Annotated in this window: 22 protein-coding genes; 3 read left to right on the top strand and 19 right to left on the bottom strand. The window is 66.0% G+C overall.

The window, feature by feature from the left end:
* Positions 1–28 precede the first annotated feature (28 nt).
* The 17 genes from ACFQB0_RS06925 to ACFQB0_RS07005 form a co-directional block, all read right to left on the bottom strand.
* The gene (locus ACFQB0_RS06925) at positions 29–325 is read right to left on the bottom strand and encodes a YggT family protein (protein ID WP_386729206.1); all 297 of its coding nucleotides are present in this window, start codon (positions 323–325) and stop codon (positions 29–31) included.
* Positions 326–332: 7 nt separating this feature from the next.
* Positions 333–815: a cell division protein SepF gene (locus tag ACFQB0_RS06930; protein ID WP_386729208.1), complete on the bottom strand. Its 483-nt coding sequence runs from the start codon at positions 813–815 to the stop codon at positions 333–335.
* A gap of 35 nt (positions 816–850) precedes the next feature.
* Complete coding sequence (locus ACFQB0_RS06935) at positions 851–1,528, bottom strand: YggS family pyridoxal phosphate-dependent enzyme (RefSeq protein WP_386729210.1); 678 nt, start codon at positions 1,526–1,528, stop codon at positions 851–853.
* A 27-nt stretch (positions 1,529–1,555) separates the two neighbouring features.
* Entirely contained in the window at positions 1,556–2,761 is a 1,206-nt protein-coding gene (gene ftsZ / locus ACFQB0_RS06940) for a cell division protein FtsZ (protein WP_386729213.1), read from the bottom strand.
* Positions 2,762–2,910: 149 nt separating this feature from the next.
* A complete protein-coding gene (locus ACFQB0_RS06945) occupies positions 2,911–3,849 on the bottom strand; it encodes an FtsQ-type POTRA domain-containing protein (protein ID WP_386729216.1) in 939 nt (312 codons plus the stop codon).
* 103 nt (positions 3,850–3,952) lie between these two features.
* Positions 3,953–5,353, bottom strand: coding sequence for a UDP-N-acetylmuramate--L-alanine ligase (gene murC / locus ACFQB0_RS06950; protein WP_386729219.1), 1,401 nt, complete (start codon positions 5,351–5,353; stop codon positions 3,953–3,955).
* A 46-nt stretch (positions 5,354–5,399) separates the two neighbouring features.
* On the bottom strand, positions 5,400–6,500 hold the full coding sequence (locus tag ACFQB0_RS06955) for a UDP-N-acetylglucosamine--N-acetylmuramyl-(pentapeptide) pyrophosphoryl-undecaprenol N-acetylglucosamine transferase (protein ID WP_386729221.1): 1,101 nt from the start codon (positions 6,498–6,500) through the stop codon (positions 5,400–5,402).
* Positions 6,497–7,777 carry a putative lipid II flippase FtsW gene (ftsW, locus tag ACFQB0_RS06960; RefSeq protein ID WP_386729223.1) on the bottom strand — a complete coding sequence of 427 codons (1,281 nt, stop codon included), beginning with the start codon at positions 7,775–7,777 and terminating at the stop codon, positions 6,497–6,499. Before ftsW ends, ACFQB0_RS06955 begins: the two co-directional genes overlap by 4 nt.
* The gene (gene murD, locus ACFQB0_RS06965) at positions 7,743–9,317 is read right to left on the bottom strand and encodes a UDP-N-acetylmuramoyl-L-alanine--D-glutamate ligase (RefSeq protein WP_386729226.1); all 1,575 of its coding nucleotides are present in this window, start codon (positions 9,315–9,317) and stop codon (positions 7,743–7,745) included. The genes ftsW and murD overlap by 35 nt, the downstream gene beginning before the upstream one ends.
* The gene (gene mraY / locus ACFQB0_RS06970) at positions 9,302–10,396 is read right to left on the bottom strand and encodes a phospho-N-acetylmuramoyl-pentapeptide-transferase (RefSeq protein ID WP_386729229.1); all 1,095 of its coding nucleotides are present in this window, start codon (positions 10,394–10,396) and stop codon (positions 9,302–9,304) included. The genes murD and mraY overlap by 16 nt, the downstream gene beginning before the upstream one ends.
* Positions 10,393–11,805: a UDP-N-acetylmuramoyl-tripeptide--D-alanyl-D-alanine ligase gene (locus ACFQB0_RS06975; protein WP_386729232.1), complete on the bottom strand. Its 1,413-nt coding sequence runs from the start codon at positions 11,803–11,805 to the stop codon at positions 10,393–10,395. The genes mraY and ACFQB0_RS06975 overlap by 4 nt, the downstream gene beginning before the upstream one ends.
* The gene (locus tag ACFQB0_RS06980) at positions 11,806–13,350 is read right to left on the bottom strand and encodes a Mur ligase family protein (protein ID WP_386729233.1); all 1,545 of its coding nucleotides are present in this window, start codon (positions 13,348–13,350) and stop codon (positions 11,806–11,808) included.
* A gap of 13 nt (positions 13,351–13,363) precedes the next feature.
* Complete coding sequence (locus ACFQB0_RS06985; protein WP_386729236.1) at positions 13,364–15,139, bottom strand: peptidoglycan D,D-transpeptidase FtsI family protein; 1,776 nt, start codon at positions 15,137–15,139, stop codon at positions 13,364–13,366.
* A 38-nt stretch (positions 15,140–15,177) separates the two neighbouring features.
* Positions 15,178–15,816, bottom strand: a complete 639-nt coding sequence (locus ACFQB0_RS06990; protein ID WP_386729239.1) for a hypothetical protein — start codon at positions 15,814–15,816, stop codon at positions 15,178–15,180.
* Positions 15,813–16,766, bottom strand: coding sequence for a 16S rRNA (cytosine(1402)-N(4))-methyltransferase RsmH (rsmH, locus tag ACFQB0_RS06995; RefSeq protein ID WP_386729242.1), 954 nt, complete (start codon positions 16,764–16,766; stop codon positions 15,813–15,815). The genes ACFQB0_RS06990 and rsmH overlap by 4 nt, the downstream gene beginning before the upstream one ends.
* A gap of 100 nt (positions 16,767–16,866) precedes the next feature.
* Entirely contained in the window at positions 16,867–17,298 is a 432-nt protein-coding gene (gene mraZ, locus ACFQB0_RS07000) for a division/cell wall cluster transcriptional repressor MraZ (protein WP_386729243.1), read from the bottom strand.
* Between the two features lie 363 nt (positions 17,299–17,661).
* A complete protein-coding gene (locus ACFQB0_RS07005) occupies positions 17,662–18,039 on the bottom strand; it encodes a DUF3040 domain-containing protein (protein ID WP_386729246.1) in 378 nt (125 codons plus the stop codon).
* 76 nt (positions 18,040–18,115) lie between these two features.
* On the opposite strand from ACFQB0_RS07005, the gene ACFQB0_RS07010 reads away from it, so the two are divergent.
* Entirely contained in the window at positions 18,116–19,237 is a 1,122-nt protein-coding gene (locus ACFQB0_RS07010; RefSeq protein ID WP_386729248.1) for a polyprenyl synthetase family protein, read from the top strand.
* A gap of 44 nt (positions 19,238–19,281) precedes the next feature.
* Here the strand turns inward: ACFQB0_RS07010 and ACFQB0_RS07015 are convergent, their stop codons facing one another.
* Together ACFQB0_RS07015 and ACFQB0_RS07020 are read right to left on the bottom strand one after the other, a co-directional pair.
* The gene (locus tag ACFQB0_RS07015) at positions 19,282–19,722 is read right to left on the bottom strand and encodes an SRPBCC family protein (protein WP_386729251.1); all 441 of its coding nucleotides are present in this window, start codon (positions 19,720–19,722) and stop codon (positions 19,282–19,284) included.
* 198 nt (positions 19,723–19,920) lie between these two features.
* Positions 19,921–20,262 (bottom strand): Rv2175c family DNA-binding protein, encoded by a 342-nt coding sequence (locus ACFQB0_RS07020; protein WP_386729254.1) that lies wholly within the window; start codon positions 20,260–20,262, stop codon positions 19,921–19,923.
* 147 nt (positions 20,263–20,409) lie between these two features.
* On the opposite strand from ACFQB0_RS07020, the gene ACFQB0_RS07025 reads away from it, so the two are divergent.
* Together ACFQB0_RS07025 and pknB are read left to right on the top strand one after the other, a co-directional pair.
* A complete protein-coding gene (locus ACFQB0_RS07025; protein ID WP_386729255.1) occupies positions 20,410–21,759 on the top strand; it encodes a muramidase family protein in 1,350 nt (449 codons plus the stop codon).
* Between the two features lie 83 nt (positions 21,760–21,842).
* A complete protein-coding gene (gene pknB, locus ACFQB0_RS07030) occupies positions 21,843–23,756 on the top strand; it encodes a Stk1 family PASTA domain-containing Ser/Thr kinase (protein ID WP_386729258.1) in 1,914 nt (637 codons plus the stop codon).
* Positions 23,757–23,855 lie beyond the last annotated feature (99 nt).

The following is a 23,855-nucleotide window of genomic DNA, read 5'->3' on the forward strand; positions in this document are numbered from 1 at the left end:
GTCACCAACTCAGAATACCCGCATCCGCTCAGCGGAAGGCACCGACGACCGTCATAGCGACGATCACGCCGAGCATGGTGAGACTCCAGCCGAAGTCGAACGCGACAGCGCCCAGCCGAAGCGGTGGGAGCATCCTCCGGAACAGCTTGATCGGAGGGTCGGTCACCGCGAAGACGGCCTCGACGAGAACAAGGCCAAGGCCGCGCGGGCGCCAGGAACGATTGAAGGTGCGCACGAGATCGAGCACGAAACGTGCCCACATCACGAAGAAATAGATGAGCAGGAGAAAATACGCGATCCCCGCGAGGAGGGAGATGACAGACACCTGCTAATTATGACTGTGCGAAGAACGACGCCTCGACATCGGATTCGTTCTCGCCGTTCTCTCCTGACACGACGACGTGCGAGGGCGAGAGCAGGAAGACCTTGTTCGTCACGCGCTCGATCTTGCCGTAGAGGCCCTGTGACAGGCCGCTCGCGAAGTCGATGAGGCGACGAGCGTCGCCATCGCTCATCTGCGAGAGATTGATGATCACGGGGATTCCGTCACGGAAGCTCTCCGCGATGACCTGGGCGTCACGATACTGGCGAGGGTGGACGGTGAGGATCTCATTCATGTCCGCAGACGGCGCGCCATGAGCCGAGTGATGGGCTTTCGCGACCGGGGCTTTGCGCAGCGGGGTCACCGGGGCGGCACCCTTGCTGGCCGATGGCGCATGACTGACGGGGGTGACGGGTGCAGCAGGCTCGCCGTACTCGAGCTCTTCGTCTGCCAATCCCAGGTAGACCATGGTCTTCTTGAGCGGGTTGGACATTGCTACCTCCGTGTCGGGAATCGTCTACTTCGAGATTAATGGGGCTTCGGCCGATTCCCGGTAATGGCCGTGCCAATTCTCAGGTGTGTCGCCCCTTCGAGGATCGCGTCACGATAGTCCTGCGACATCCCCATCGACAGGGCGACGGCATCCGGTGCCTGACTGCGGATCGACTCGGAGAGCTCCCGCACGCGTGCGAACGCCCGGCGCGGCTCCTCGTCGAGGGGTGCGACCGCCATGAGTCCGAGCAACCGAAGCCCCGGTGCCGTGAGCACCTCGTCGACGAGGGCCGAGAGCCCCGCAGGACCGACGCCACCACGGCCGGGATCGTCAGTGAGGTTGAGCTGCACGAAACAGTCGACCGCCTGTTCCTCGGATGCCAGCGCGCTCACGAGCGACGAGCGATCGATCGAGTGGATGACGTCGGCATAGGCACGCACCTGCCTGGCCTTCTTGCTCTGGAGCTGGCCGACGAAATGCCAGGTCAGCGGCAGCGCGGCGAGTTCGGCCGCCTTGGCTTGAGCCTCTTGGTGACGGTTCTCTCCGACATCGTGCACGCCGAGCCCGACAAGGTCGGCGATGAGCGACGCGGGGTGGAACTTGGTGACGACGATGGTCGTCACGTCGTCGGGGGAACGGCTGGCCGCGGCGGCGGCGTCGGCGATACCGGCCCGCACGGACGCCAGACGTTCAGCGAGTCCCGCTTCGCTCATAGCCTGATCGGATGACACACGGCCCGACTATTTGAGGAAGTCGGGGATGTCGAGGTCATCGCTGTCGTCGGCGAAGGCCGGATCGACGACGGCGGAGTCCGCGGCGGCCTGGTCCGCTGAAGACCAGGCCGACGAGTCGACAAGTTCTTCGATGTCGAACTCGGAGACCTCCTCGACGCTCTCGCCGATTCCGACCGAAGCTGCGCCGACACCGGCCCCAACCGCCGCGCCGACGCCGGCGGTGACGAAGCTCGAGCGACGCGCGTCACTCTGCTTGGTCTGCGGCTCACCGCCGTCAAAGCCGGCCGCGATGACGGTGACGCGCACCTCGTCGCCGAGCGTGTCGTCGATGACCGCACCGAAGATGATGTTCGCCTCCGGGTGCACGGCCTCCTGAACGAGACGGGCGGCATCGTTGATCTCGAAGATGCCGAGGTTCGATCCACCCTGGATGGAGAGCAGAACACCGTGCGCGCCATCGATCGACGCCTCGAGCAGCGGGCTAGCGACAGCGAGCTCCGCCGCCTTGATCGCACGATCGGCGCCCCGCGAGGAGCCGATGCCCATGAGTGCCGAACCGGCACCCTGCATGACCGACTTGACGTCGGCGAAGTCGAGGTTGATGAGACCAGGGGTCGTGATGAGGTCGGTGATGCCCTGCACGCCGGCGAGGAGCACCTGGTCGGCCGTCGAGAACGCCTCGAGCATACTGATGCCCCGGTCGCTGATCTCGAGCAGGCGATCGTTCGGGACCACGATGAGAGTGTCGACCTCGTTCTTCAGGGTCGAGACGCCGGTCTCGGCCTGGGCCTGGCGGCGCTTGCCCTCAAAGCTGAACGGCTTGGTGACGACTCCGATGGTGAGCGCGCCGATCGACTTCGCGATGCGGGCGACGACGGGGGCGCCTCCCGTTCCGGTGCCACCGCCTTCTCCCGCGGTGACGAAGACCATGTCGGCCCCCGCGAGGGCCTCCTCGATCTCTTCTGCATGATCCTCGGCCGCACGACGACCGACCTCGGGGTCGGCTCCTGCGCCGAGCCCACGCGTGAGGTCACGTCCGACATCGAGCTTCACATCGGCGTCGCTCATCAGCAGCGCCTGAGCATCTGTGTTGATGGCGATGAACTCGACCCCGCGGAGCCCGAGCTCGATCATGCGATTGACGGCATTCACGCCACCGCCGCCGATTCCGACGACCTTGATGACGGCGAGATAGTTCTGGTTTGATGACACGTCCGGCCTCCGGTGGAAACTCTAAAGTTCTAGTCAAAGCTTAAAGTTATGCTGAGTATGCAATTCCTGATTCGAAAGTAGGCGCACGCCGGGAATCGGGTCGGAGGCGCGCCCGCGTGTCGGAAAGTCTCAGCGCACGGGGAGCTTGCTCAACGGTAGACGGGACTGTTCGGCGAAGAGACGTCATAGGCCGAGACCTCGCTCGACGGCGCGACGGCCATGAGCTTGCTCAGGACGATCGCCTTCATGGCGGACTGCTCGGCGCTTCCCCACACCACGTTGGCTCCCCCGGCGAGCACGAAGCTCACATCGTCCTTCGTCGCGGCGCGCACCGTGTCGAGTTGCGTGCGGATGTCGGCGGGCAGCGCCTGCACGACGGCGCCGGCGGCAGCGAGCCCCGCCGCACCCTGCACCTCGAGCATCGGATATCCCTCGGGACGCTCCTGGGTCGTCTGGACGACCACTCCGGCTGGGTCGACGAGGTCGAATCCCGTCTGAGCCCGGATCACGCCCACCGGATCACGCTCGACGATGCGCACGACGAGCGTTCCCGGTGGACGGCTCTCGGTGGAGTAGCTGCGGATCAGGATGAACCGCGACAGATCGGAACGGACTCGACCGAAATCCACGAGCGGCAGCGGCGTTCCTAGCTGATCGTCGAGGACGGCGACCACGTCAGCCGGATTCACCCGGGCAGCGCCCTCGACCTGGATGGTGCGCAGGGCCATGAGCGGCGAGAACGCGCCGACCACCACGAAGAGCATGAGCGCGGCGACCGCGGCGACCGCGATGATCCAGTTCAGACGCCGCCGCCGGGAGTGCCGGGTGAAGCGCCGCACCTCGGCGCGCTCATAGCTGCGCCGCGCTCTCTTCGCAGCCCGCCACTGGGCCCGAGCGGACAGTGGACGCGACGGATCGTCGGAGGAGTAGCCGCTCGGAAGCCCGTCGCCGGAACCATCCTCGATGCGTGCTGTGAGAGGTGTGATGCGCGCGGTGTCCGCGACCTCGGATGGATGGATGATCGAGAGGGTCTCGGTGTCAACCTCCTGCCCTTTCTTCCCCGCGCGCTCGCGGCGCGCTCGCGGCACCTGCTGGCTCGATCGCCCAGCGCCAGACGCGGCCGGGTCCTGCGGCTGTATCGGAGGCGTCGGCCGCTCGAAGCCTCGAGGTCGCTTCATGCCTCGTGATGCGTCATCCGCGCGCCCGCTTCAACGAGTCCAGCAGCTGCGGCACGATCCGATACACGTCGCCGCAGCCGAGGGTGATCACGAAATCGCCGTCTCGGGCGATCGAGGCCGTGTAGTCGGCGGCCTGCTGCCAATCGGGCACGAAGAAGACACGTGCAGGATCGGAGAACAGCTCAGAGACGATGGCCCCGGTCACCCCGGGCTCAGGGTCCTCTCGCGCGCCATAGACGTCGAGCACGACGGTCTGATCGGCGTACTTCTCGAGAACCTCGGCGAACTCCTTCGCGAACAGGCGGGTCCGGCTGTACAGATGCGGCTGGTGGACGGCGATGATCCTGCCCCGTCCGACGACGGTGCGTGCTGCCGAGAGCGCCGCGGCGACCTCGGTCGGGTGATGGGCGTAGTCGTCGTAGACACTCACGCCGCCGACGATGCCGTGCAGTTGGAAGCGGCGTTCCGTTCCGCCGAACTCGGCGATCGCCGCAAGCGAATCGGCTGGGTCGAGGCCGAGACCGACCAGGACGGCGAAGGCGCCGGCTGCGTTGACGGCATTGTGCCGGCCGGGCACCGTGAGCGTCGCGGGATAATCGCGGCCATCCCAGACGAGCCTGAACGAGACCGGGCCGTCGGTCACCACCGAGTGCAGGCGCACATCCGCCGCGGCGTCTTCACCGAAGGTGATCACGCGCTTGCCGTCGAGATGATCCGAGATGCGCACGGCGCCGGCGTCATCGGACGAGACGACCACGAACTCGCTCGCATTCATGGCGAACTCGAGGAACGCGCGCTCGAAGGCTCCGAGCGAGCCGTAGTGATCGAGGTGGTCCGGGTCGACGTTGGTGATGAGCGCTACCGCGGTGTCGTAGAGCAGGAAGGAGCCGTCGGATTCATCCGCCTCGACGACGAAGAGCTCGCCGCCGCCGCGCGCCGAACTGACTCCGAGCGTGTCGATGACACCACCGTTCACGAAGCTGGGGTCCTCACCGAGCCCGAGCAGGCCCGTCACGATCATGCCGGTCGAGGTGGTCTTGCCATGGGCGCCCGCGACCGAGATCAGACGTTGGTGCCGGATGAGCCATGCCAGGGCTTGCGCGCGGTGCAAAACCAGAAGACCCTTCTCCAAGGCGAGGACATATTCGGGATTGTCCTGCCAGAGCGCGCCGGTCACGATGAGTGTGTCGGTGTCGCCGATGTTCGCCGCATCATGCCCGATGTGCACCTCGGCGCCGAGATCCCGCAGCGCCTGGACGTTCGCGCTGTCTCGGACGTCGGAACCGGTCACGGTGTGGCCCGCACCCAGGAAGAGCCGGGCGATGCCGCTCATTCCCGAGCCGCCGATACCGACGAAATGCACCGCACCCAGTTCGTCGGGAACGGTGATGCTGAGGTCGGGTTTGATCGTCACGGTGCTTGCTCTTCTTTCGACTGTCTTCCGATGCGCTGGCTCAACGTTACGCGTCGCGACCCGGATTCCGCTGATTGCCCTCGACAGCGCGCGCGATAAGCGTCACCATTCGCGCGGAACCGTCGATGACTCCAACGGACGCGGCGGACCCCGCCATTGCGTCGATCCCGGCCCGATCGGACAGCAGCGGCACGAGTCGCCCGCGCACCCACGCGGGAAGGAACACCGCATCGTCGACGAGAACCCCCCCGCCGGCCCCGACCACCTCAGCGGCATTGAACCGCTGCTCGCCGTTGCCGACAGGATATGGGATGTAGACGGCGGGGATGCCGAGAGCACTGAGTTCGCTCACCGTCGCGGAACCGGCTCGCGAGACGGCGAAGTCGGCAGCGGCGAGAGCGAGGTCCATCCGATCGCAGTAGGACAACAGGTGGTAGTCCTCGATTCCGGGATCGTCGATGTCGGCTCTCTCTCCCGCGATGTGCAGCACCTGCCAACCGATGCCGACGAGCGCCGCGGCCTCTGAGACGATCGTTTCGTTGATGCGGCGCGCTCCGAGGGATCCGCCGGTCACGAGCAGCGTCGGACGGTCGGCTCGCAAGCCCAGGGTCTCGAGTGCTTCCGGCCTGATCGCGGAGCGGTCGAGTCCCTCGATCTCGGTACGCAACGGCATCCCGACGAACTGCGCGTTGCGCAGCGGCGTGCCATGGAAGGCGACTCCGACATACGAGGTGTAGCGCGCGCCCAGCTTATTCGCCAGACCGGGCTTGGCGTTGGCCTCGTGAATGACGATCGGCACCCCCGCCCGCCGGGCCGCCAGGTAGGCGGGTGTCGACACATACCCGCCGAAGCCGACGACGACCTCAACACCGCGATCACGGACGATGCGCTCGACGGTCGCTATCGTCGCACGCAGCCGCGACAGGAATGTGACAGCCCGCCGGTCTGGTCGGCGTGGGAACGGCAGACGCGGGATCGTGAGCAGTTCATAGCCGTGTGCGGGAACGAGCCGCGCTTCGAGTCCCTCCGCTGTGCCGAGCACGAGCACGACGGCGTCGGGATCGTCGCGACGGATCCTGTCGGCGACCGCGAGCAATGGGTTGACGTGACCGGCGGTGCCGCCACCGGCGAGAAGGTACGTGCTCATCGGGGATGACGACCCGATCGGCCGAGGGACGGGTCCGACCGCTGCTCGGCCTGGGCGGTTCGAGCGAAAGAGAGCACGACACCGATCGCGAGCAGGGTCGTGAGCAGAGCCGTGCCACCCGCCGATATGAGCGGAAGAGGAACACCGAGGACAGGGAATACTCCGAGCACGACACCGATGTTGACACAGGCCTGCCCGATCACCCAGACCATGACCGCCGCCGTCGTGACCCGCGCGAACATGTCGTCGCTCGCTCGCATGATCCGGATGAAGGCGAAGGCGAGGAGGACGAAGAGAGCGAGCACCACGATGGCGCCGATGAGGCCGAGCTCCTCTCCGATGATGGCGAAGATGAAATCGTTGTCCGCGGCGGGCAGCCAGGACCACTTCGCCTTCGACCCTCCGAGGCCGACGCCGAAGATCCCGCCGTTGGCGAGGGCATAGTTGCCGTGCTGCGTCTGCCAGCAGGAGTTGACGTAGTCGTCGCAGGTGTCGCCGAGGAACGCCGTGATGCGCTGCAGACGGTTCGGGCTCGCGATCGCGACGACGCCGAACACGGCCGCACCGCCGACCAGCGGCACCGCGAGCATCCGCAACCGGATGCCGGCGAAGAACATCGCGCCGATCAGGATCGCCGCCATGATCATGACCGTGCCGAGATCCCCGCCGAGCAGGACGAGGCCGATCGCCGCTCCGCCGATCAACAGGATCGGCAGGAAGCCGCGCCGCCAGTCGTCGAGAACGTCCTGCTTACGACTCACGATGAGCCCCAACCAGATGACGAGAGCTACTTTGATGCCCTCGGACGGCTGGAATTGGACGGGACCGATGGCGAGCCAGTTCGTGTTGCCGCCGACGGTGATGCCGAGCGGGGTCACGACCACGAGAAATTGCAGGAACGAGGAGATCGCGAGCATGGGAAAGGCGAACCGTTTCCAGAACGCGATCGGAAAGCGGCTCACGATGAGCATGAGTGGGATTCCGACGATCGCGAAAATCCCCTGCCGGAGGAACCCGCCGAACGAGCCCTGGTCACCCACGAGCGAATCGACCGAGGAGGACGAGAGCACCATGACGAGTCCGAAGACGACGAGGAACAGTGCCGTTCCGAGCAGCAGGAAGTAGTTGGAGCCCTCTGCACGAAAGACGCGGCCGAGTGAGATGCGGGCGGATGAGCCGCGGGAGTCCTCGTCGGCCTGCGCGGACTGCGGCCGGTCCCCAGAACGCTGCGCGCTCTGCGGCCTAGGCTGGCGAATCACCCGAGGCGGACTGCTCACCCGCCTCACCTCCTAGAAACTCGCGAACGGCCTGCGCGAACAGCGCACCACGCTCCCCGTAGTCGGAGAACTGGTCCATCGAGGCCGCTGCCGGTGCGAGGAGCACGGTGTCCCCCGTCTGCGCGATCTCGGCGGCCAGTCTGACCGCGTTCGGCATCACCTGACCAGTGTCATCCGTGTCGACCTCCGAGACGGGCAGTTCTGGCGCGTGTCGCCGGAATGCCTCTCGCAAAGCGGAACGGTCGACGCCGATGATCACCGCGCCGCGTAGGCGCGACGCCTGCCCACTCACGAGGGTGTCGATGTCCACCCCCTTGAGCAGTCCCCCGACGACCCAGACGACGGAAGGATATGCCCGCAGCGACGCCATCGCAGCATGCGGATTCGTCGCCTTTGAATCGTCGACCCACCGTATGCCTCCGCTCACGGCCACCGTCTCGATCCGGTGCGCGTCGAGACGGAATGCGCCGAGCGCGTCGCGGATGACGGCCGGCTCGACGCCGACCGCCCGCGCGAGCGCGCTCGCGGCGAGGATGTTTGCCACGACGTGCGGTGCGTCGAGGCCCGCCCTGGCGAGTTCTGAGAGAGTGGTGAGCTCGATGGCGCTGCGATGCCGATCGTCGAGGAATGCGCGGTCGCACAGGATGCCGTCCACGATGCCGAAGTCGCTCGGACCGGGAACACCGAGTCCGAACCCGATGGCCCGTGCACCCTCGGAGACCTCGGCGTCGCGCACCATCGCCTCGGTGGCGGCATCCGCCTTGTTGTACACGCAGGCGATCGCCGTGTTGGCATAGACGGTGGCCTTGGCCTCGCGGTAGGCCTCCGGCGTGCCGTGCCAGTCCAAGTGGTCGTCTGCGAGATTGAGGCACACGCTTGCGAGCGGCGAGAGGGATCCGATGCCGTCGCGGCGAATATGGTGCAGCTGATAGCTGGAGAGCTCGACGACGAGGAAGTCCCAGCCCTGCGGGTCGCGGATCGCGTCGAGCACCGGAATGCCAATGTTGCCGCACGGAGCGACCCGATGCCCCGCCGCGGCGATGAGCGTAGCGGTCAGTCGCACGGTCGTGGTCTTGCCGTTCGTGCCCGTGACGAGAATCCAGCTCGCAGGCGTGCCGTCGGGACGCACGACCTTGTCGCGCAAACGCCAGGCGAGCTCGATGTCGCCCCAGACGGGAACACCCCGCTCTGCCGCCCAGACCAACAAGGGATGGTCGGGATGAAAACCCGGCGAGGCCACGACGACCCCTGGATCGAAATCGATCAGATCCTGCGGCACCGATGTGAGGTCGGTCTGCACGAGCCGAGCACCGATCACCTCGACCAGCTTCGCCCGCTCGTCCTGGGCCTGCGAAGCCACGACCAGCACTTCTGAGCCGAGCTCCGTCAAGGTGTCGGCGACGGCGAAACCAGTGACGCCGAGGCCGAGAACGGCGACGCGCAGGCCACGCCAGTCTGACTGCCAGCTGGTCAGCCCGTCGAGTCGTGTTCCGCCGTCGCCCGGACCTGCCGATGGATCGGACACTAGCTCGACAGCCATTCGAGATAGAAGGTTCCGACTCCCGCGGCGACGAGCAGCCCTCCGATGATCCAGAACCGCACGACGACGGTGATCTCCTCCCAGCCCTTGAGCTCGAAGTGATGATGGACCGGACTCATCAGGAAGATGCGTTTGCCCCTCGTCACCTTGAAGTAGGCGCGTTGCACGATGACCGAGCCCGTCTCGATGACGAAGAGGCCACCAACGAGAACGAGCAGAAGCTCGGTCTGGCTCAGGATGGCGAGGGCTGCGAGGGCTCCGCCGAGGGCGAGCGAGCCGGTGTCGCCCATGAAGATCTGGGCCGGCGAGGTGTTCCACCAGAGAAAGCCGATGAGCGCGCCCGCGATGGCGGCCGCGATGATCGCCAGGTCGAGCGGATCCCGCACGCCATAGCACTTGTAGGCGTCGACCTTGTCGAGTTCTGCGCTGAAGCATGACTGGTTGAACTGCCAGAAGCCGATCACGACGAAGGCTCCGATCGAGAGGATCGACGCCCCAGCGGCCAGGCCGTCGAGGCCGTCGGTCACGTTCACACCATTGGATGTGGCCGTGACGATGAAGCAGATCCAGACGATGAACACCGCGACGCCGAGGTAGGTGCCGAGCACCATGAAGTTGATCGGCAGCTCCCGCACGAACGAGACATGCGTCGAGGCCGGCACCGCGCCGGCCTCGTTGGGGAACTGCAGGGCAAGCACGGCGAACACCCCGGCGACGATCACCTGACCGGCGATCTTCGCCCATCCGCCGAGACCCAAGCTCCGCTGCTTGCGAGTCTTGAGGAAGTCGTCGACGAAGCCGACGAGGCCGAGACCCACCATCATGAAGAGCACGAGCAGACCTGACGCCGTCGGCGGCTCGTCCGCGGTCATGGTTCCGATGAAATACCCGAACAGCACGCCGACGATGAGCACGATCCCGCCCATCGTCGCCGTCCCGCGCTTCGCGTGATGCGTCTTCGGACCGTCATCGCGGATGAACTGGCCCCACTGCAGCTTGTGGAAGAGCTTGATGAACAACGGCGTCAGGAACAGGGTGAATGCGAGTGACAGCGCACCGGCGGTCAGGAGGGCTCTCACGAGAACAATTCTCCCAGGCGATCGCCCAAGAACCGCAGACCGGCAGAGTTCGATGACTTCACGAGCACGGTGTCCCCCGGTTTCACGCTCTCAGCGAGCAGTTCGAGCGCCTCGTCCGGCGTGTCGACGTAGAGCGACTCTCCGTCCCACGAGCCCTCGTTGATCGTGCTGATGTGCATCCGCCGTGCCGCGGGGCCGACGACGACGAGCTGCGAGATATTGAGCCGAACGGCCAGCAGCCCGATGCGATCGTGCTCCTCGCCCGCGAGTTCACCGAGTTCGCTCATCTCCCCGAGAACTGCGACGGTTCGCCGACCGGGCCCTGCGATCTGAGCGAGCGTCTTGAGCGCGGCGGTCATCGAATCCGGACTCGCGTTGTAGGCGTCGTTGATGACGGTCACTCCATTGGCTCCACCCATGACCTGCATGCGCCACCGTTCGGCGAGTTCGACCGATTCGAGCGCCGCGACGATGTCGTCGATCGGAACGCCCAGGACCTCCGAGACGGCAGCGGTCGCCAGAGCGTTCATGACGTGGTGCTCCCCGAGCACGCGGAACATGACGGGTCGGGACTCACCCGACGAGAGATGCAGCACGAAGCTCGTCCCTCGTGCGGTCACCCGCACGTCGCTCGCCCGCACCACCGCGGAGGGCCCGATGCCGAACCAGACGACACGCGCCTGGGTCCTGTCCGCCATGGGCGCGACCAGTGGGTCGTCGGCGTTGAGCACGGCGACATCCATCTCGAGCAGATCCACGACCATCTCGGCCTTCGCCTCGACGGTGGCGTCGATGCCACCGAATTCGCCCGCGTGGGCGAGCCCGACCTTGAGCACGACGCCGATGTCCGGGCGCGCCATGCGTATGAGCCGCGCGATCTCGCCGACGCCGCTCGCACCCATCTCCGACACCAGGAACTCGGTGTCGTCGGTGAGTTCGAGCATCGTGAGCGGTGCCCCGACCTCGTTGTTGAACGATGCCCTCGGCGCGATCGTCGATCCGACCCTCTCTAGCACGGTGCGCAACAGGTTCTTCGTCGTGGTCTTGCCGTTGGACCCCGTGACGCCGACGATCCTCAGCCGCCCGTGTGCCCGCACTCGTGCGACGACCTCGGCGGCGAGCGCGCCGAGCGCGCCAACGGCGTCGCCGACCACGATCTGCGGAGCCGAGAGATCGAGCGGGCGCTCGACGATGAGCAGTGCGGCACCGTTCTCGACCGCGCTCGATGCGAAGAGGTGGCCGTCGGTGAACTCCCCCGGCTTCGCGACGAAGACGTCACCCGGCTCCACATCGCGCGAATCGGTGTGGACGAGGCCGCTGACGAGAGTCTCGCCCGTCGCGACGGAGCCGCCGAGACGCAGTTCGCCGTCGACGGCCACGGCGATCTCCGAAAGAGAGAGAGCGATCATCTACATCCACCCCGCTTCCCGCAGGGCGAGTCGGGCGTCGTCGCGCGCGGAGTAGGGCAGTTTCACTCCAGCGACCTCCTGGTAGTCCTCGTGGCCGGGGCCGGCGTAGAGCACGGAATCCCCCTCTTTCGCCAGCGCAAGCGCAGCCCTGAAGGCCGCGCGCGGATCGGGGATCTCGTAGAACTCGCCGTCGGGAACGGCGGCACGAGCACCGTCGAGCAGTGCGGCGCGGATGGTGGCGGGGTCTTCGAAACGCGGATGGAAGTCGGTGATCACGACGGCGTCAGATCCGCGTGCCGCGATCGCTCCCATCTCGGCCCTCTTCGTCGTGTCGCGGTCGCCGTCGGCTCCGAAGACCATGATGACCCGACCGTTCGTGGTCTTGCGAACCGCATCGAGGGTGTTGAGGAAGGCGTCCGGCGTATGGCCGTAGTCGATGTAGACGGTTGGTCCACGCTCGCCAGAGATCCGTTCGGTGCGGCCCGGAATATACACATCGATCCCGCCGTCCCGATCCAGTGCGTGAGCGATGGCGTCGAGGTCGAAGCCGGACTCGACGAGCATGACGATCGCCAGGGCAGCGTTCGCAGCCATGAACCAGCCGAGCAGCGGAACGTTCGTCTCGAGACGGCGCCCATCCGGCCCCTCGAGGGCGAAGATCGTGCGCTCGGCCGTCTCCTCGATCACGGTCACCCGCCATTCGGCATCGACCTCCGAACCCGTCGCGAGGGTCGTCACGGGAATGCGGGAGCTGTCTGCGATGCGCTTGCCCCACGCGGAGTCGACCGTGACGACGCCTCGCTTCGAACGATCGGGCTGAAAGAGCTCGAGCTTGGCCTGGAAATAGTCTTCGAGGCTTGCATAGTCGTCGAGGTGGTCGTGGCTCAGGTTGGTGAAGCCGGCGATGTCGAAGACGAGGCCGTCGACGCGATGCCTGCTGAGCGCCTGTGCCGACACCTCAACGCCGACGGCGCGCACCTCGGCCTCGCGCATCCGGGCGAGCAGGGCGTGCAGCTCGCTCGCCTCCGGGGTCGTCAGGGAACTCATGACGGCGACCCCACCGACGCGGCGCTCGGCCGTCGAGGTGAGCCCCGCGACGACGCCGAGCTGGCCGAGGATCGCATAGATCAGGTAGACGACCGAGGTCTTGCCGTTGGTACCGGTCACCGCGAAAAGGGTCGCCGGGTTCTCGTCGGTACGGTAGATCCAGGCGGCCACGTCGCCGAGCGCCGCGCGCGCATCCGGCGTGACGAGCGCGGGCAGCCCGGAGCCCGCCGCGATGATCGCACCGGCCTCGTCCGTGAGGATCGCGATGGCTCCAGCCTCGCGCGCAGCCTCGGCGAAGCTCGCGCCATGGGCGTTGCGCCCCGGCACCCCCACATAGAGGTCGCCGGGTTGTACGGTTGCCGTGCTGAGACTGACGCCCGTCACCTCGAGGCCGTCGATGTCGCCGCGCGCGTCGAGGCCGAAGGCGTCGACGAGGCCGGACAACGAGCGGGATGCGGGATGCTGCGGTCGGAGGGCCGTTGGAGCCGGTCCGGTCACATGACCCTCTTTCTCACCAGCTGGCTGGCAGGTCGGGCGCAGGAGCGCCGGATGGAACTGCCCGGTACTTCTTGAGCACCTGACTCATGATCTCTTGGAAGACCGGAGCCGAAGCCGCAGAAGAATTCTGATTCACCGGGTCAGCCAAGCTTACCGAAACGACGTACTGCGGGTCGTCCGCGGGAGCGAAACCCGCGACGGACACGAGATAGCCATGGGAGTAGCCGCCGTTTCCATCCGGCATCTGCGCGGTTCCTGTCTTCGCGGCGACCCGGTATCCGGGGATTTTCCAGGCGTCGGCGAGCCAGCCCCGCTGGTAGACCATCTCGAGCATGTCGGCCGTCGACCGCGCTGCAGCCGGCGACACGACCTGAACCCCGTCGGTCTTCGGCTTCTGAGTCATCGTTCCATCGGCCTGCTTGCAGCCCTCCGTCAGCTGAACAGGCAGACGCACTCCGCCGTTGGCGATCGTCTGATAGACACTCGCCAACTGCACGGCCGTCGTCGTGAGCCCCTGGCCGAACATCGTGGCGTACTTGGTCTGATTGTCCCACTGCTCCCACGGATGCAGGATCCCGCCATCCTCTGAGGGGAAGCCGACCTCGGTCGCGGTACCGAGGCCGAACTTGGTCATGTAGTCGTAACGCTGATGATCGCCTAGCCGTTCACCGAACTGCGACATGCCCGTGTTCGACGACTCGATCAGCACACCTCCGAGGGTGAGGTTGAGATCCCCGTGTCCCGCGGAGTCGTTCACGTTCGCACCGTTCGGAAAGATGATGCGATATGGTGCGACGACCTGGCTGAGCGGGTCGGCCTGACCCGCATCGATCACAGATGCCGCGGTGAGTGCCTTGAACGTTGACCCCGGCTCGTACGACGCCGTGAATGCACGGGAGCCGCGATCGCGCTCTTCGGTTCCGTTCACGTTGTTCGGGTCGACCGATGGATAGTCGGCGACCGCGAGGAGTTTGCCGGTCTTGACCTCTTGCACGACGACCGTCCCCCACGAGGCTCCAGCAGCCTGGGCCTGTTCGGCGAGCGCCTGCTGCACGAACCACTGCAGGTCGGAGTCGATCGTGAGCATGAGCCTGCCGCCTTCCTTGGCCGCCTTCGTCGTCACCGTGCTGTCCGGAATCCGCACGCCGTCGGCTCCCCTCTCGTAGACCTCCTCGCCATCCTGGCCGGCGAGGCACTGATCCTGGCCGAGTTCTAGACCCGCTTGCGGCTCACCCTCCGAACCGACGAAGCCGACGAGGTTGCCACCGACCGCGCCGTTCGGATAGGTCCTCGCCATGTGCCGGTACGGCACCTCCCAGGGGATCTTCAGCGCCTCGACCGCCCTGAAGGCGTTGGTGTCGACCATCTTCGCCACATAGGCGAAGTCGGACTTCGGATCGTCTGTGAGCGACTGCCGGATGATCTCGAGGATGCTGTCACCGCTCATGCCGAGCACGGCGCCCAGTTCCGCGGCGGCCTTGGCCACGGTGACGGTGACCTGACCGGCATCCGTGTCCCGCTCGAAGTCCTTGGCGTTCTTGGGCGAGATCGTGATGTCGTAGCGCATGACGGTTCCGGCGAGCACGACCCCGTTGGCGTCGACGATGTCGCCGCGGACTCCGTCGATCGCGGTGGGAACCGAGCGCTTGTCGCGCGACTCGTCGTTGAGCTCTGTTGCGCGCACCACCTGGATGTCGACGAGCCGCACGACGAAGACGGCCACGATCACCAGGAGCGCGAGTGCCGAGACGGCTATCCGACGTCTGCTCGATCGAGTGTTGAGCGCCACTCCACATTCCTCATTCTCGCGACTCGTCGCCGCGTCTTCTAGTGCGTCGTCGGGGAGGGAAGACCGTTCTGCAACGGTAACTGGGACGCGGCAGGAGTGGCAGGAGGTACGTCCGGCGTGCCCGATCCCGCCGCTCCAACGCTGGTCGGAGCAGGCACGGGAGCAGAGGCACCCTGCCCTCCCGCCTGGAGAAGCTGCGTCACGAGCGGGACGCCGGTGAGCAGCGAGTTCGGTACGAGGGCGGATGCCCCTGGGGCTCCTTCCGCGCCGCCTGCCGGAAGACCGGTGACTGCGCCGTCCGAGAGCCGCAGCATCACGGGACTCGCGTTCGTGACCATGCCGAGCGCCTCGGCGTTCGCGGCGAGGTACTGTGGCGACCTCACCCGGTCGAGGTCCTCAGACACAGTCTGCGCGGTTCGGGCGAGTTCCTTCTGGGCGCCTTGGAGCGACGATATCTCGTATGCGCCCTGAGAGAGGCCGACGCTGATGAGCAGCTGGGCGACGACGATGACCACGATCCCGGCGACGGCGACGAGCGCATAGGCGAGTCGGGGTCGCGCACGCCGCTGCTCCCGCGACGCGACGATCTCGATCCGCCGACGGTGCTCGTCTGCAGGGTTCGGCTCGGTGCCGTCCAGCCAGTTCGGCAGCTGTATCCGCGCGAGGTTGTCGCTCATGCTGCCCTCCTCAGGCGTTCCGCCGCGCGCAGTCGAACGGGAGTCGCGCGCGGGTTGTCGGTCTTCTCCGCTTCGCTCGCGAGCTCCGCGCCTCTGACGAGCAGGACGAACTCGGGGCGATGCTCTGGCAGTTCGACGGGCAGCCCCGTCGGGGCGGTCGAGCTGGATGCCGCGGCGATGGCCCGCTTGACGATGCGGTCCTCGAGCGACTGGTAGGCGAGCACGACGATCCGTCCTCCAACGGCGACAACGCCGAGCGCGGCGGGAATCGCGCGCTCGAGCACGGCGAGCTCCTGGTTGACCTCGATGCGAAGGGCCTGGAAGACCCGCTTGGCCGGATGACCCGCGCGCTGCGCGGCGACGGGGGTGGCATCCGAGATCACCGCGACGAGCTGGCTCGAGCGCACGAACGGCTCCCTCTCGCGGGCACGCACGATGGCGCGGGCATAGCGAGCGGCCAGCTTCTCTTCACCGTATTGGTGAAAAATGCGACGCAACTCAAGTTCCGAGTACTCGGCGAGCACGCTTTGAGCCGTCAGCTCGGATGTCGTGTCCATGCGCATGTCGAGCGGCGCATCCTTCGAGTACGAGAATCCTCTCTCCACACGGTCGAGCTGGAGCGAGGAGACGCCGAGGTCGAAGAGAACGCCGTCGACCTCGGGGATGCCCAAGCCGTCGAGAGCGTCGAGGATGCCGTCGTAGACGGTGTGCACCGTCTGGACGCGGTCCCCGAACGGCGCGAGGCGCTGCCGGGCGATCGCGAGTGCCTCGAGGTCGCGGTCGAGGCCGATGAGACGCAGTTCGGGAAATCGACGGAGGAAGGCCTCGGCATGACCGGCCATCCCGAGGGTCGCGTCAACGAGGACGGCGCCGGGCCGCTGAAGGGCCGGAGAGAGCAGCTCGACGCAACGCTCGAGCATGACGGGGGTGTGGATGTCGTTGAGTGCCATGGTTTCTCGGGTGTGCTCCCGAATCCTGATCCCCATCCGGTCGACCTGGCGCCGGGGAAGTGCGCCAGGGAGTGATCGGCTGGGAGTCAGAGATCAGGAACTAGAACAATCCCGGAATCACCTCCTCGTTCGTATTGGCGAATGTCGCTTCTTGCTCGGCGAGGTAGGTTTCCCATGCCTCGGTGTCCCAGATCTCGACGCGGCTGCCCGCACCGATCACGGTGAGTTCCCTCTCGAGCCCCGCATAGCCGCGCAGATTGGCTGGAATCGTGACGCGGTGCTGCTTGTCCGGGGTCTCGGCACTCGCGCCGGAGAGGAAGACACGCAGGTAGTCGCGAGCCTGCTTGCTCGTGACCGGGGCCTGGCGGATCTTCTCGTGCAGGTCCTCGAACTCGCGCGTGCTGAACACATAGATGCAGTGCTCCTGACCGCGGGTCATCACGACACCCGTCGAGAACTCGTCCCGAAATTTCGCCGGAAGGATGATGCGTCCTTTTTCGTCGAGCTTCGGCTCGTACGTACCAAGGAACACGGCATCACCCCCGTTCTTCCGGCCAAGGTCCAGGTATCACTCCACTTTACTCCACAATCCACCACAACTCAACGAAATTCGCCATTATGGACAAAGATAGCTCGCCATTTCTCCTGTATTTACTGGGATCTGGCCGGTGGAGGAAAATGGAGCAACCTATGCCTCCTTCTTCCTCTCCCCTCCCCCTCTGTTCCTCTCCCGCTCCCGCGAGACTGCGTGAATCGTCGAAAAGAGCCTTCTAACCGTCGATTCACGCAGTCTCGCGGGAGCGGGAGGGGAGGGGGAGGGAGGGGAGAAGGGCACGAAAAAGGGCCGATCATGCGATCGGCCCCAGGTGGAGGAAGGTGGTGCTTGCCGGGCGGCTTAGCCCTGACCGTCCTGTCGGCGGTCCCAGCGATCGTTCAGGCGATCCATGAACCCGCGCTGTGCGGCGGCGCCGCTCGCCGACGACGTCGGGCCCTTCGGCTCCTCGGCGACGGAGCGCTTCGAGGGCGTGATGGCGATGAGAACGCCGACGAACATCACGACGAATCCCACGATGCCGATCGCCAGCTGGTGGAGTGCGACACCGGTGATGAGAGCGACGATTCCGGCGACGGCTATGAGGACTCCAAGCGCGATGGCTCGATAGTTCGGCCGGCCACGGCGAGCCCCGACTGTCGCCACGAAGTCGGCATCATTGTGATAGAGGCTGCGCTCCATCTCTTCGAGGAGGCGTTGCTCCTGCTCCGAAAGTGGCATCTCATTCCCTTCAGGCTCGGGATCGTGCCGAGATAACAATCAAGTCTACCGCCGGGGCGATGGCTAGGCTAGGCGAGTGGCTGAAAGTACCCAACTGGTCGACCTGGTTCACTCCCGCATCGATGAGTTCCTCGCAGACCGCACCTCTATTGTCGCCTCGATCAGCCAGGACCTCACCCCGCTACTCGACTTCTCACGGCAGTTTCTCAGCGGTGGCAAGCGCTTCCGGGCTTTGTTCTGCTATTGGGGATGGCAGAGCGTCTCGGGGATCGACGACAACTTCGATCCCTTCGCCGAGAGCACCCCTGTCGCCGATCTCTCGCCGGTCGTCACGGTCGCAGCGGCCCTCGAGATGTTCCACGCCGCAGCGCTGGTGCACGACGACATCATCGACAACTCCGACACCCGCCGCGGAGCGGCATCCGCGCACAAGCTCTTCGAGACGTTGCACGCCGAAGCGGACTGGGCCGGCAGCGAGATCGAGTACGGCCGCGCCGCCGCAATCCTCCTCGGCGACCTTCTGCTCGGTTGGAGTGACGAACTGATCGATGCCGGCCTCGACCCACTGGAGAACCGCAGCGCGGCCCGTACGGCGCGTTCCGAGTTCAATCGCATGCGCACCGAGGTCACGGCCGGGCAATACCTCGACATCCTCGAGGAACGCGCGTGGCTTCGCCGCCCGGAGGACGAGCTGCGCAGTCGCGCGGAACGCGTCATCGTCTACAAGTCGGCGAAATACAGCGTCCAAGCCCCTCTCGTGATCGGCGCAGCGATGGCAGGGGGCGACACGGCTCAGCTCGATGCGCTCCGCAGCTTCGGACTCCCCCTCGGGATCGCCTATCAGCTGCGCGACGACCTCCTCGGCGTCTTCGGCGACGCGGAGGTGACGGGAAAGCCGAGTGGCGACGATCTTCGCGAGGGCAAGCGCACCGTGCTCATCGCGCTCACCCGCGAGAGGGTTCCCGCCAGCACACGCCGCATCCTCGACGAATTGCTCGGCGACGCGGGACTCGACGAGACCCAAGTGCGCATGCTGCAGAGCACCATCCGCGAATCGGGAGCCGTCGACGAGGTCGAGGCGCTCATCTCACGCAACGTCGTGCGCGCCGTCACCACGATGACAGATGCACGCCTCAGCCGTCTCGCGCGCCGTCGGCTGAGCGATCTGGCCGAGACGGTCACCCACCGCGACGCCTAGGGCATCGCTGTGCCGCCGAGCGGCGGCGAGACGGAGGACATCCCTCACAGCTGTGCGGCGAGCAGTTTCTCCATCGCGTCGAAGAAACCGTTGTAGCCGACCACCGTCTGCTCCAGCTGCTCGTCGGCGAATCCGCCGCGGGGCTGGGTCAGCGTCATCTCAGTGCCTCCGTCGATCTCCGCGAGCGCCACGGTCACGGGCTCGTGCGAGTCGTTCGAAGGATCGTCGTCCATCGTGAAGGCCAGGCGTCTGGGCGGATCGACCTCGGTGTACTTCCCATGCCAGTGAATCGTGTTGCCGTCGAGCAGATGCATCACTGCGGTCCACACGCCGCCTATCCGCACGTCCATCGAGATGGTGTCGAGCGGCACGTCGACCGCCTCGGTGCCGAACCACACGGAAAAGTGCTCCGGTCGGGTCCACGCCGCGTAGACGAGCTCGCGGGGCGCGGTGAAGGTGCGGGTTATGGTCAGTTCGTCTGTCACGGTTGTTCTCCTTCGCAGCCGGCTTGGCCGGTCAACCAATGGTTCTTACCGCTTGGTTGGACATGACATCCAAGTGCGTATCGTCAAGATCGCTTTCAACCGGCGAGAGGTCCATGGTCGCTCAGCGCGGCCTTCGTCGAGACAGTCGATCTCGCCGACACAGGAACACTCACCGCTTCGACGGTCGGAGTCGTGAGATCAGGCCAGGGCCTGCGCGACACGCCTGACCTCGGACTTTCGGCCGGCCTTGAGCGCGTCGATGGGCGCCGTCTGCAGGCTCTCATCCTCCTCGAGCAACCAGCGCATCGCCTGGTCGTCGCTGAATCCGTCATCGGCGAGCACGAAAAGCGTCCCGCGCAGCTCGCCGAGTGGTTCCGTCCCCTCGATGAAGTCGGCCGGAACCTTGAGCACGCCGTCGATGCGGGCGGCGAGCAGGTGCCTGTCTTCGAAGAGTCGATGGATCCGACTCGGGCTGACTCCGAGAATGTCGACGAGGTCAGGAATGGTCAGCCACTGGCGATTGGAGAACGCGTCGGTCACCCATCAAGACTGCCACGTCGCACGGGAACGTCCAACCACTCCGCGACATTACGAATACGCAGACCCTTGTCACTCTGGTCACATTGGTTGACTCTTCTTCACTTCTGTGCCAGCGTAGAACCGCGTAAGAGAGCGACGGGAGTTTCGATGTCGATCATCGTCGAGCGAGTGAACGCCACCGATGCCGCGCGTCCGGCAATGTATCCCGCCTCGGAGGACGCATTCCGTCGACCACGCCACCGTGCCCCGCTCGGACGTGCGGCCCGATGCCGCAAGCTGCTGACGACCGTCCCCGTCATCCTCGTCAGCGCCATCGCCATGACCTTCAATCTGGTTGCACCCGCCGAGGCCGCCACGACCGTCAAACGTCAGCTCAAGCCGCGCGTTGTCACACCGGAGCCGCACAGCGCTCCCCGCAGCGGCGATCGGGTCGCCGCTACGGGGAGCGCGAGCATGGAGCCGGTGCCGACGACTTACACGGTCGGCGACGGCGACACCGTGAGCGGCGTCGCAGCCCGGTTCGGCCTGTCCACGGCATCCGTGCTCGCACTCAATGGACTCGGCTGGTCGAGCCTCATCTTCCCGGGCCAGCAGCTACGGCTCGGTGAGTCCGGCGCGGCGACGGGCGAGGCGCCTGCTTCCGTATCGTCCGAGATCGCCCGTCACACCGTGCAAGCCGGCGACACGATCAGCGGCATCGCCGATGCCAGCGGCCTCACCACCGACGTCGTGCTGAAGGCCAACGGCCTCGATCGGAACAGCCCCATCTTCCCCGGGCAGACAATCGTCCTTCCGGATGCAGGGGCCTCGACCCCTTCCACTCCGACCACGCCCGCTGAGACGACACCGTCGGCCCAGCCGCCACAGGCGGACGCCAGTGGCTCGAGCTACACGATCGCGTCGGGAGACAGCGTCAGTGATATTGCCAAAACCGCCGGAGTCTCCATCCAGGCCATCCTCGATGCGAATGGACTCGGCTGGTCGAGCATCATCTATCCCGGTCAGACGATCGTCATCCCGACCGGCTCTGCCCCCGCCGTCGAGCCTGCCCCCGTACCGACCGTCGACCCCGCTCAAGCCCCGGTGATCGCCCTGAGCGACGAAATGCGCGGCAACGCCCTCATCATCATCGCGGTCGCCCGCTCACTGGATGTGAGCGATCAAGGCATCGTCATCGCCCTGGCCGCCGCCGCACAGGAATCGGGGCTCAGGAACGTCGACTACGGTGACCGCGACTCGCTGGGGCTCTTCCAACAACGCCCGAGCGCCGGCTGGGGCACCCCGGAACAGGCCATGGACCCCGTGCGGGCCAGCCTCGCGTTCTTCGGCGGCGCGAGCAACCCGAATCCGGGTGCCACACTCGGCTTGCTCGACATTCCCGGCTGGGAGTCGCTGTCCGTGACCCAAGCCGCTCAGGCCGTGCAGATCTCCGCATATCCCGGCTACTACGCCACCTGGGAGAACTCAGCGCGCGCATGGCTAGCCGAATTGGGTTGATCGAGGTCACGAACGCATGCCAATTGCCTGCCTTCACGGTGTTTTATCGGGCTGAAAGGCATTCGAGTTAATACACTCGAACGGTGACAACCACGCCTTCCGACCCCATGCTCGGACGTCTGATCGACGGCCGGTATCAGGTGCGCTCGCGCATCGCGCGGGGCGGCATGGCCACCGTCTACCTCGCGACCGATCTGCGCCTCGAGCGCCGCGTCGCGATCAAGATCATGCACGGTCATCTGGCCGACGACAACACGTTCAAGAGCCGGTTCGTGCAGGAGGCGCGCTCGGCCGCCCGGCTGGCGCATCCGAACGTCGTCAATGTCTTCGACCAGGGTCAAGACTCCGACATGGCCTACCTGGTCATGGAGTACCTTCCGGGAATCACACTGCGGGATCTGCTCAAGGACTACAGCAAACTGACCCCCGAGCAGACCATAGACATCATGGAGGCCGTGCTCGGTGGACTGGCCGCGGCGCACAAGGCAGGCATCGTGCACCGCGACCTCAAGCCTGAGAACGTGCTGCTCGCAGACGATGGTCGCATCAAGATCGGCGACTTCGGACTCGCCAGGGCCGCTAGCGCGAACACGGCGACGGGACAGGCGCTGCTCGGTACGATCGCATACCTCTCCCCCGAACTCGTGACCCGCGGCGTTGCGGATGCACGAAGCGACATCTATGCGCTCGGCATCATGATGTACGAGATGCTCACAGGCGAGCAGCCGTTCGTCGGCGAGGCGCCCATGCAGATCGCCTACCAGCACGCCAACGACTCCGTTCCGATGCCGAGCAGCAAGAACCCCACGGTTCCCCGCGAACTCGACGAACTCGTGCTCTGGGCCACCGCCAAGGATCCCGAGGATCGTCCTCGGGATGCGCGGGCGATGCTCGACCAATTGCTCGATGTCGAGAAACTCGTGCGCGATCCCGCGACCGCGGTGGCGGGAATCCAGCCGACGATGCTCCTGCCGAACGGCATCGACCCGCTCACGGCCGACGCGGAGACGCAGATCCTCGGCGGAACGGTGCCGAAGCACCGGACTGGTCCTGTCGAACCCTCGAGCACGACCAGACTCGCCGCGAAGGCTGCATCGCGCAAACACAAGGGCTACTGGCTGTTCGCGCTCGTCGTTCTGCTCGCCGCGCTCGCGGGAGGGACCGGTTGGTATTTCGGTGCCGGGCCGGGTTCCCAGGTCTCGGTTCCCCAGGTCGTGGGAAAGACCAAGGAGGACGCCACCGCTCTGCTCGAAGGCACCGAACTCGCCGTTTCGCTCTCGGAGCGCAACGATGCCGACGTTCCGGAGGGCGCGGTGTCCGGAACGTATCCCGCCGGTGGTCAGAGCGTCCGAAAGGGCTCGACCGTGACCCTCTTCATCTCTCTGGGACCGGCGATCCTGCCCGTTACAGCCGTCGCCGGGTTGAGCGAGGATGCGGCACGGCAAGCACTCGCCGCCTTCACCGTCGGAGACTCGATTCGCGAGTTCTCCTCCGAGGTCCCCGCCGGCATCGTGATCGCTGCACTCGACAAAGACGGCAACCCTCTCGGAGAGCAGTATCCCGAGAAGCAGAAGATCACCCTCGTCGTCTCCGTCGGACCGATCCCGGATGTGGCGGGCAAGTCGGTCGCGGGGGCGACGGCGATGCTCCAGAGCGTCGGCCTGTCGGCCGTCCCCGGCGAGCCCGAGTTCAGCGACGAGTTCCCCAAGGACACCGTCATCGCCGCCGTCAGGGCGAGCAACGCCCCGGTCCGCGTCTCGGACACGCTCACCCTGCGCGTCTCCAAGGGCCAAGACGTCGTCGCCGTCCCCACGGTCATCGGCAAGACGATCGCGGCGGCACGCACGGAACTCGAGGCACTCGGCTTCGTGGTCGTCGCCGACATCCCCGGCTTCACGGAAGGAGTGCTGACGGTGAACTACCAGCGACCGGATGCGGGAAAGGAGCTCAAGCGCGGCTCGACCGTCAAGATCTACTTCGGAAATCCGGGCGACTGAGGTCGACGGATCCAGGCGCCGCGCAGACACCTCCGGTTACGTGGAGCAGTATCCGTCCGCGAGACGAGACGAGTCCCGCGCAACAGCCGACGAGACGGT

The organism is Luethyella okanaganae (assembly GCF_042660285.1).
In the GTDB taxonomy this organism is placed as follows: Bacteria; Actinomycetota; Actinomycetes; order Actinomycetales; family Microbacteriaceae; genus Luethyella; species Luethyella okanaganae.

Coding starts and splice junctions, on each gene's coding strand:
- ACFQB0_RS06930 (WP_386729208.1), bottom strand. CDS start 815: ATGTCCAACCCGCTCAAGAAGACCATGGTCTACCTGGGATTGGCAGAC.
- ACFQB0_RS06935 (WP_386729210.1), bottom strand. CDS start 1,528: ATGAGCGAAGCGGGACTCGCTGAACGTCTGGCGTCCGTGCGGGCCGGT.
- ACFQB0_RS06955 (WP_386729221.1), bottom strand. CDS start 6,500: ATGAGCACGTACCTTCTCGCCGGTGGCGGCACCGCCGGTCACGTCAAC.
- murD (WP_386729226.1), bottom strand. CDS start 9,317: ATGGCTGTCGAGCTAGTGTCCGATCCATCGGCAGGTCCGGGCGACGGC.
- ACFQB0_RS06975 (WP_386729232.1), bottom strand. CDS start 11,805: ATGATCGCTCTCTCTCTTTCGGAGATCGCCGTGGCCGTCGACGGCGAA.
- ACFQB0_RS06990 (WP_386729239.1), bottom strand. CDS start 15,816: ATGAGCGACAACCTCGCGCGGATACAGCTGCCGAACTGGCTGGACGGC.
- rsmH (WP_386729242.1), bottom strand. CDS start 16,766: ATGGCACTCAACGACATCCACACCCCCGTCATGCTCGAGCGTTGCGTC.
- ACFQB0_RS07005 (WP_386729246.1), bottom strand. CDS start 18,039: ATGCCACTTTCGGAGCAGGAGCAACGCCTCCTCGAAGAGATGGAGCGC.
- ACFQB0_RS07025 (WP_386729255.1), top strand. CDS start 20,410: ATGTCGATCATCGTCGAGCGAGTGAACGCCACCGATGCCGCGCGTCCG.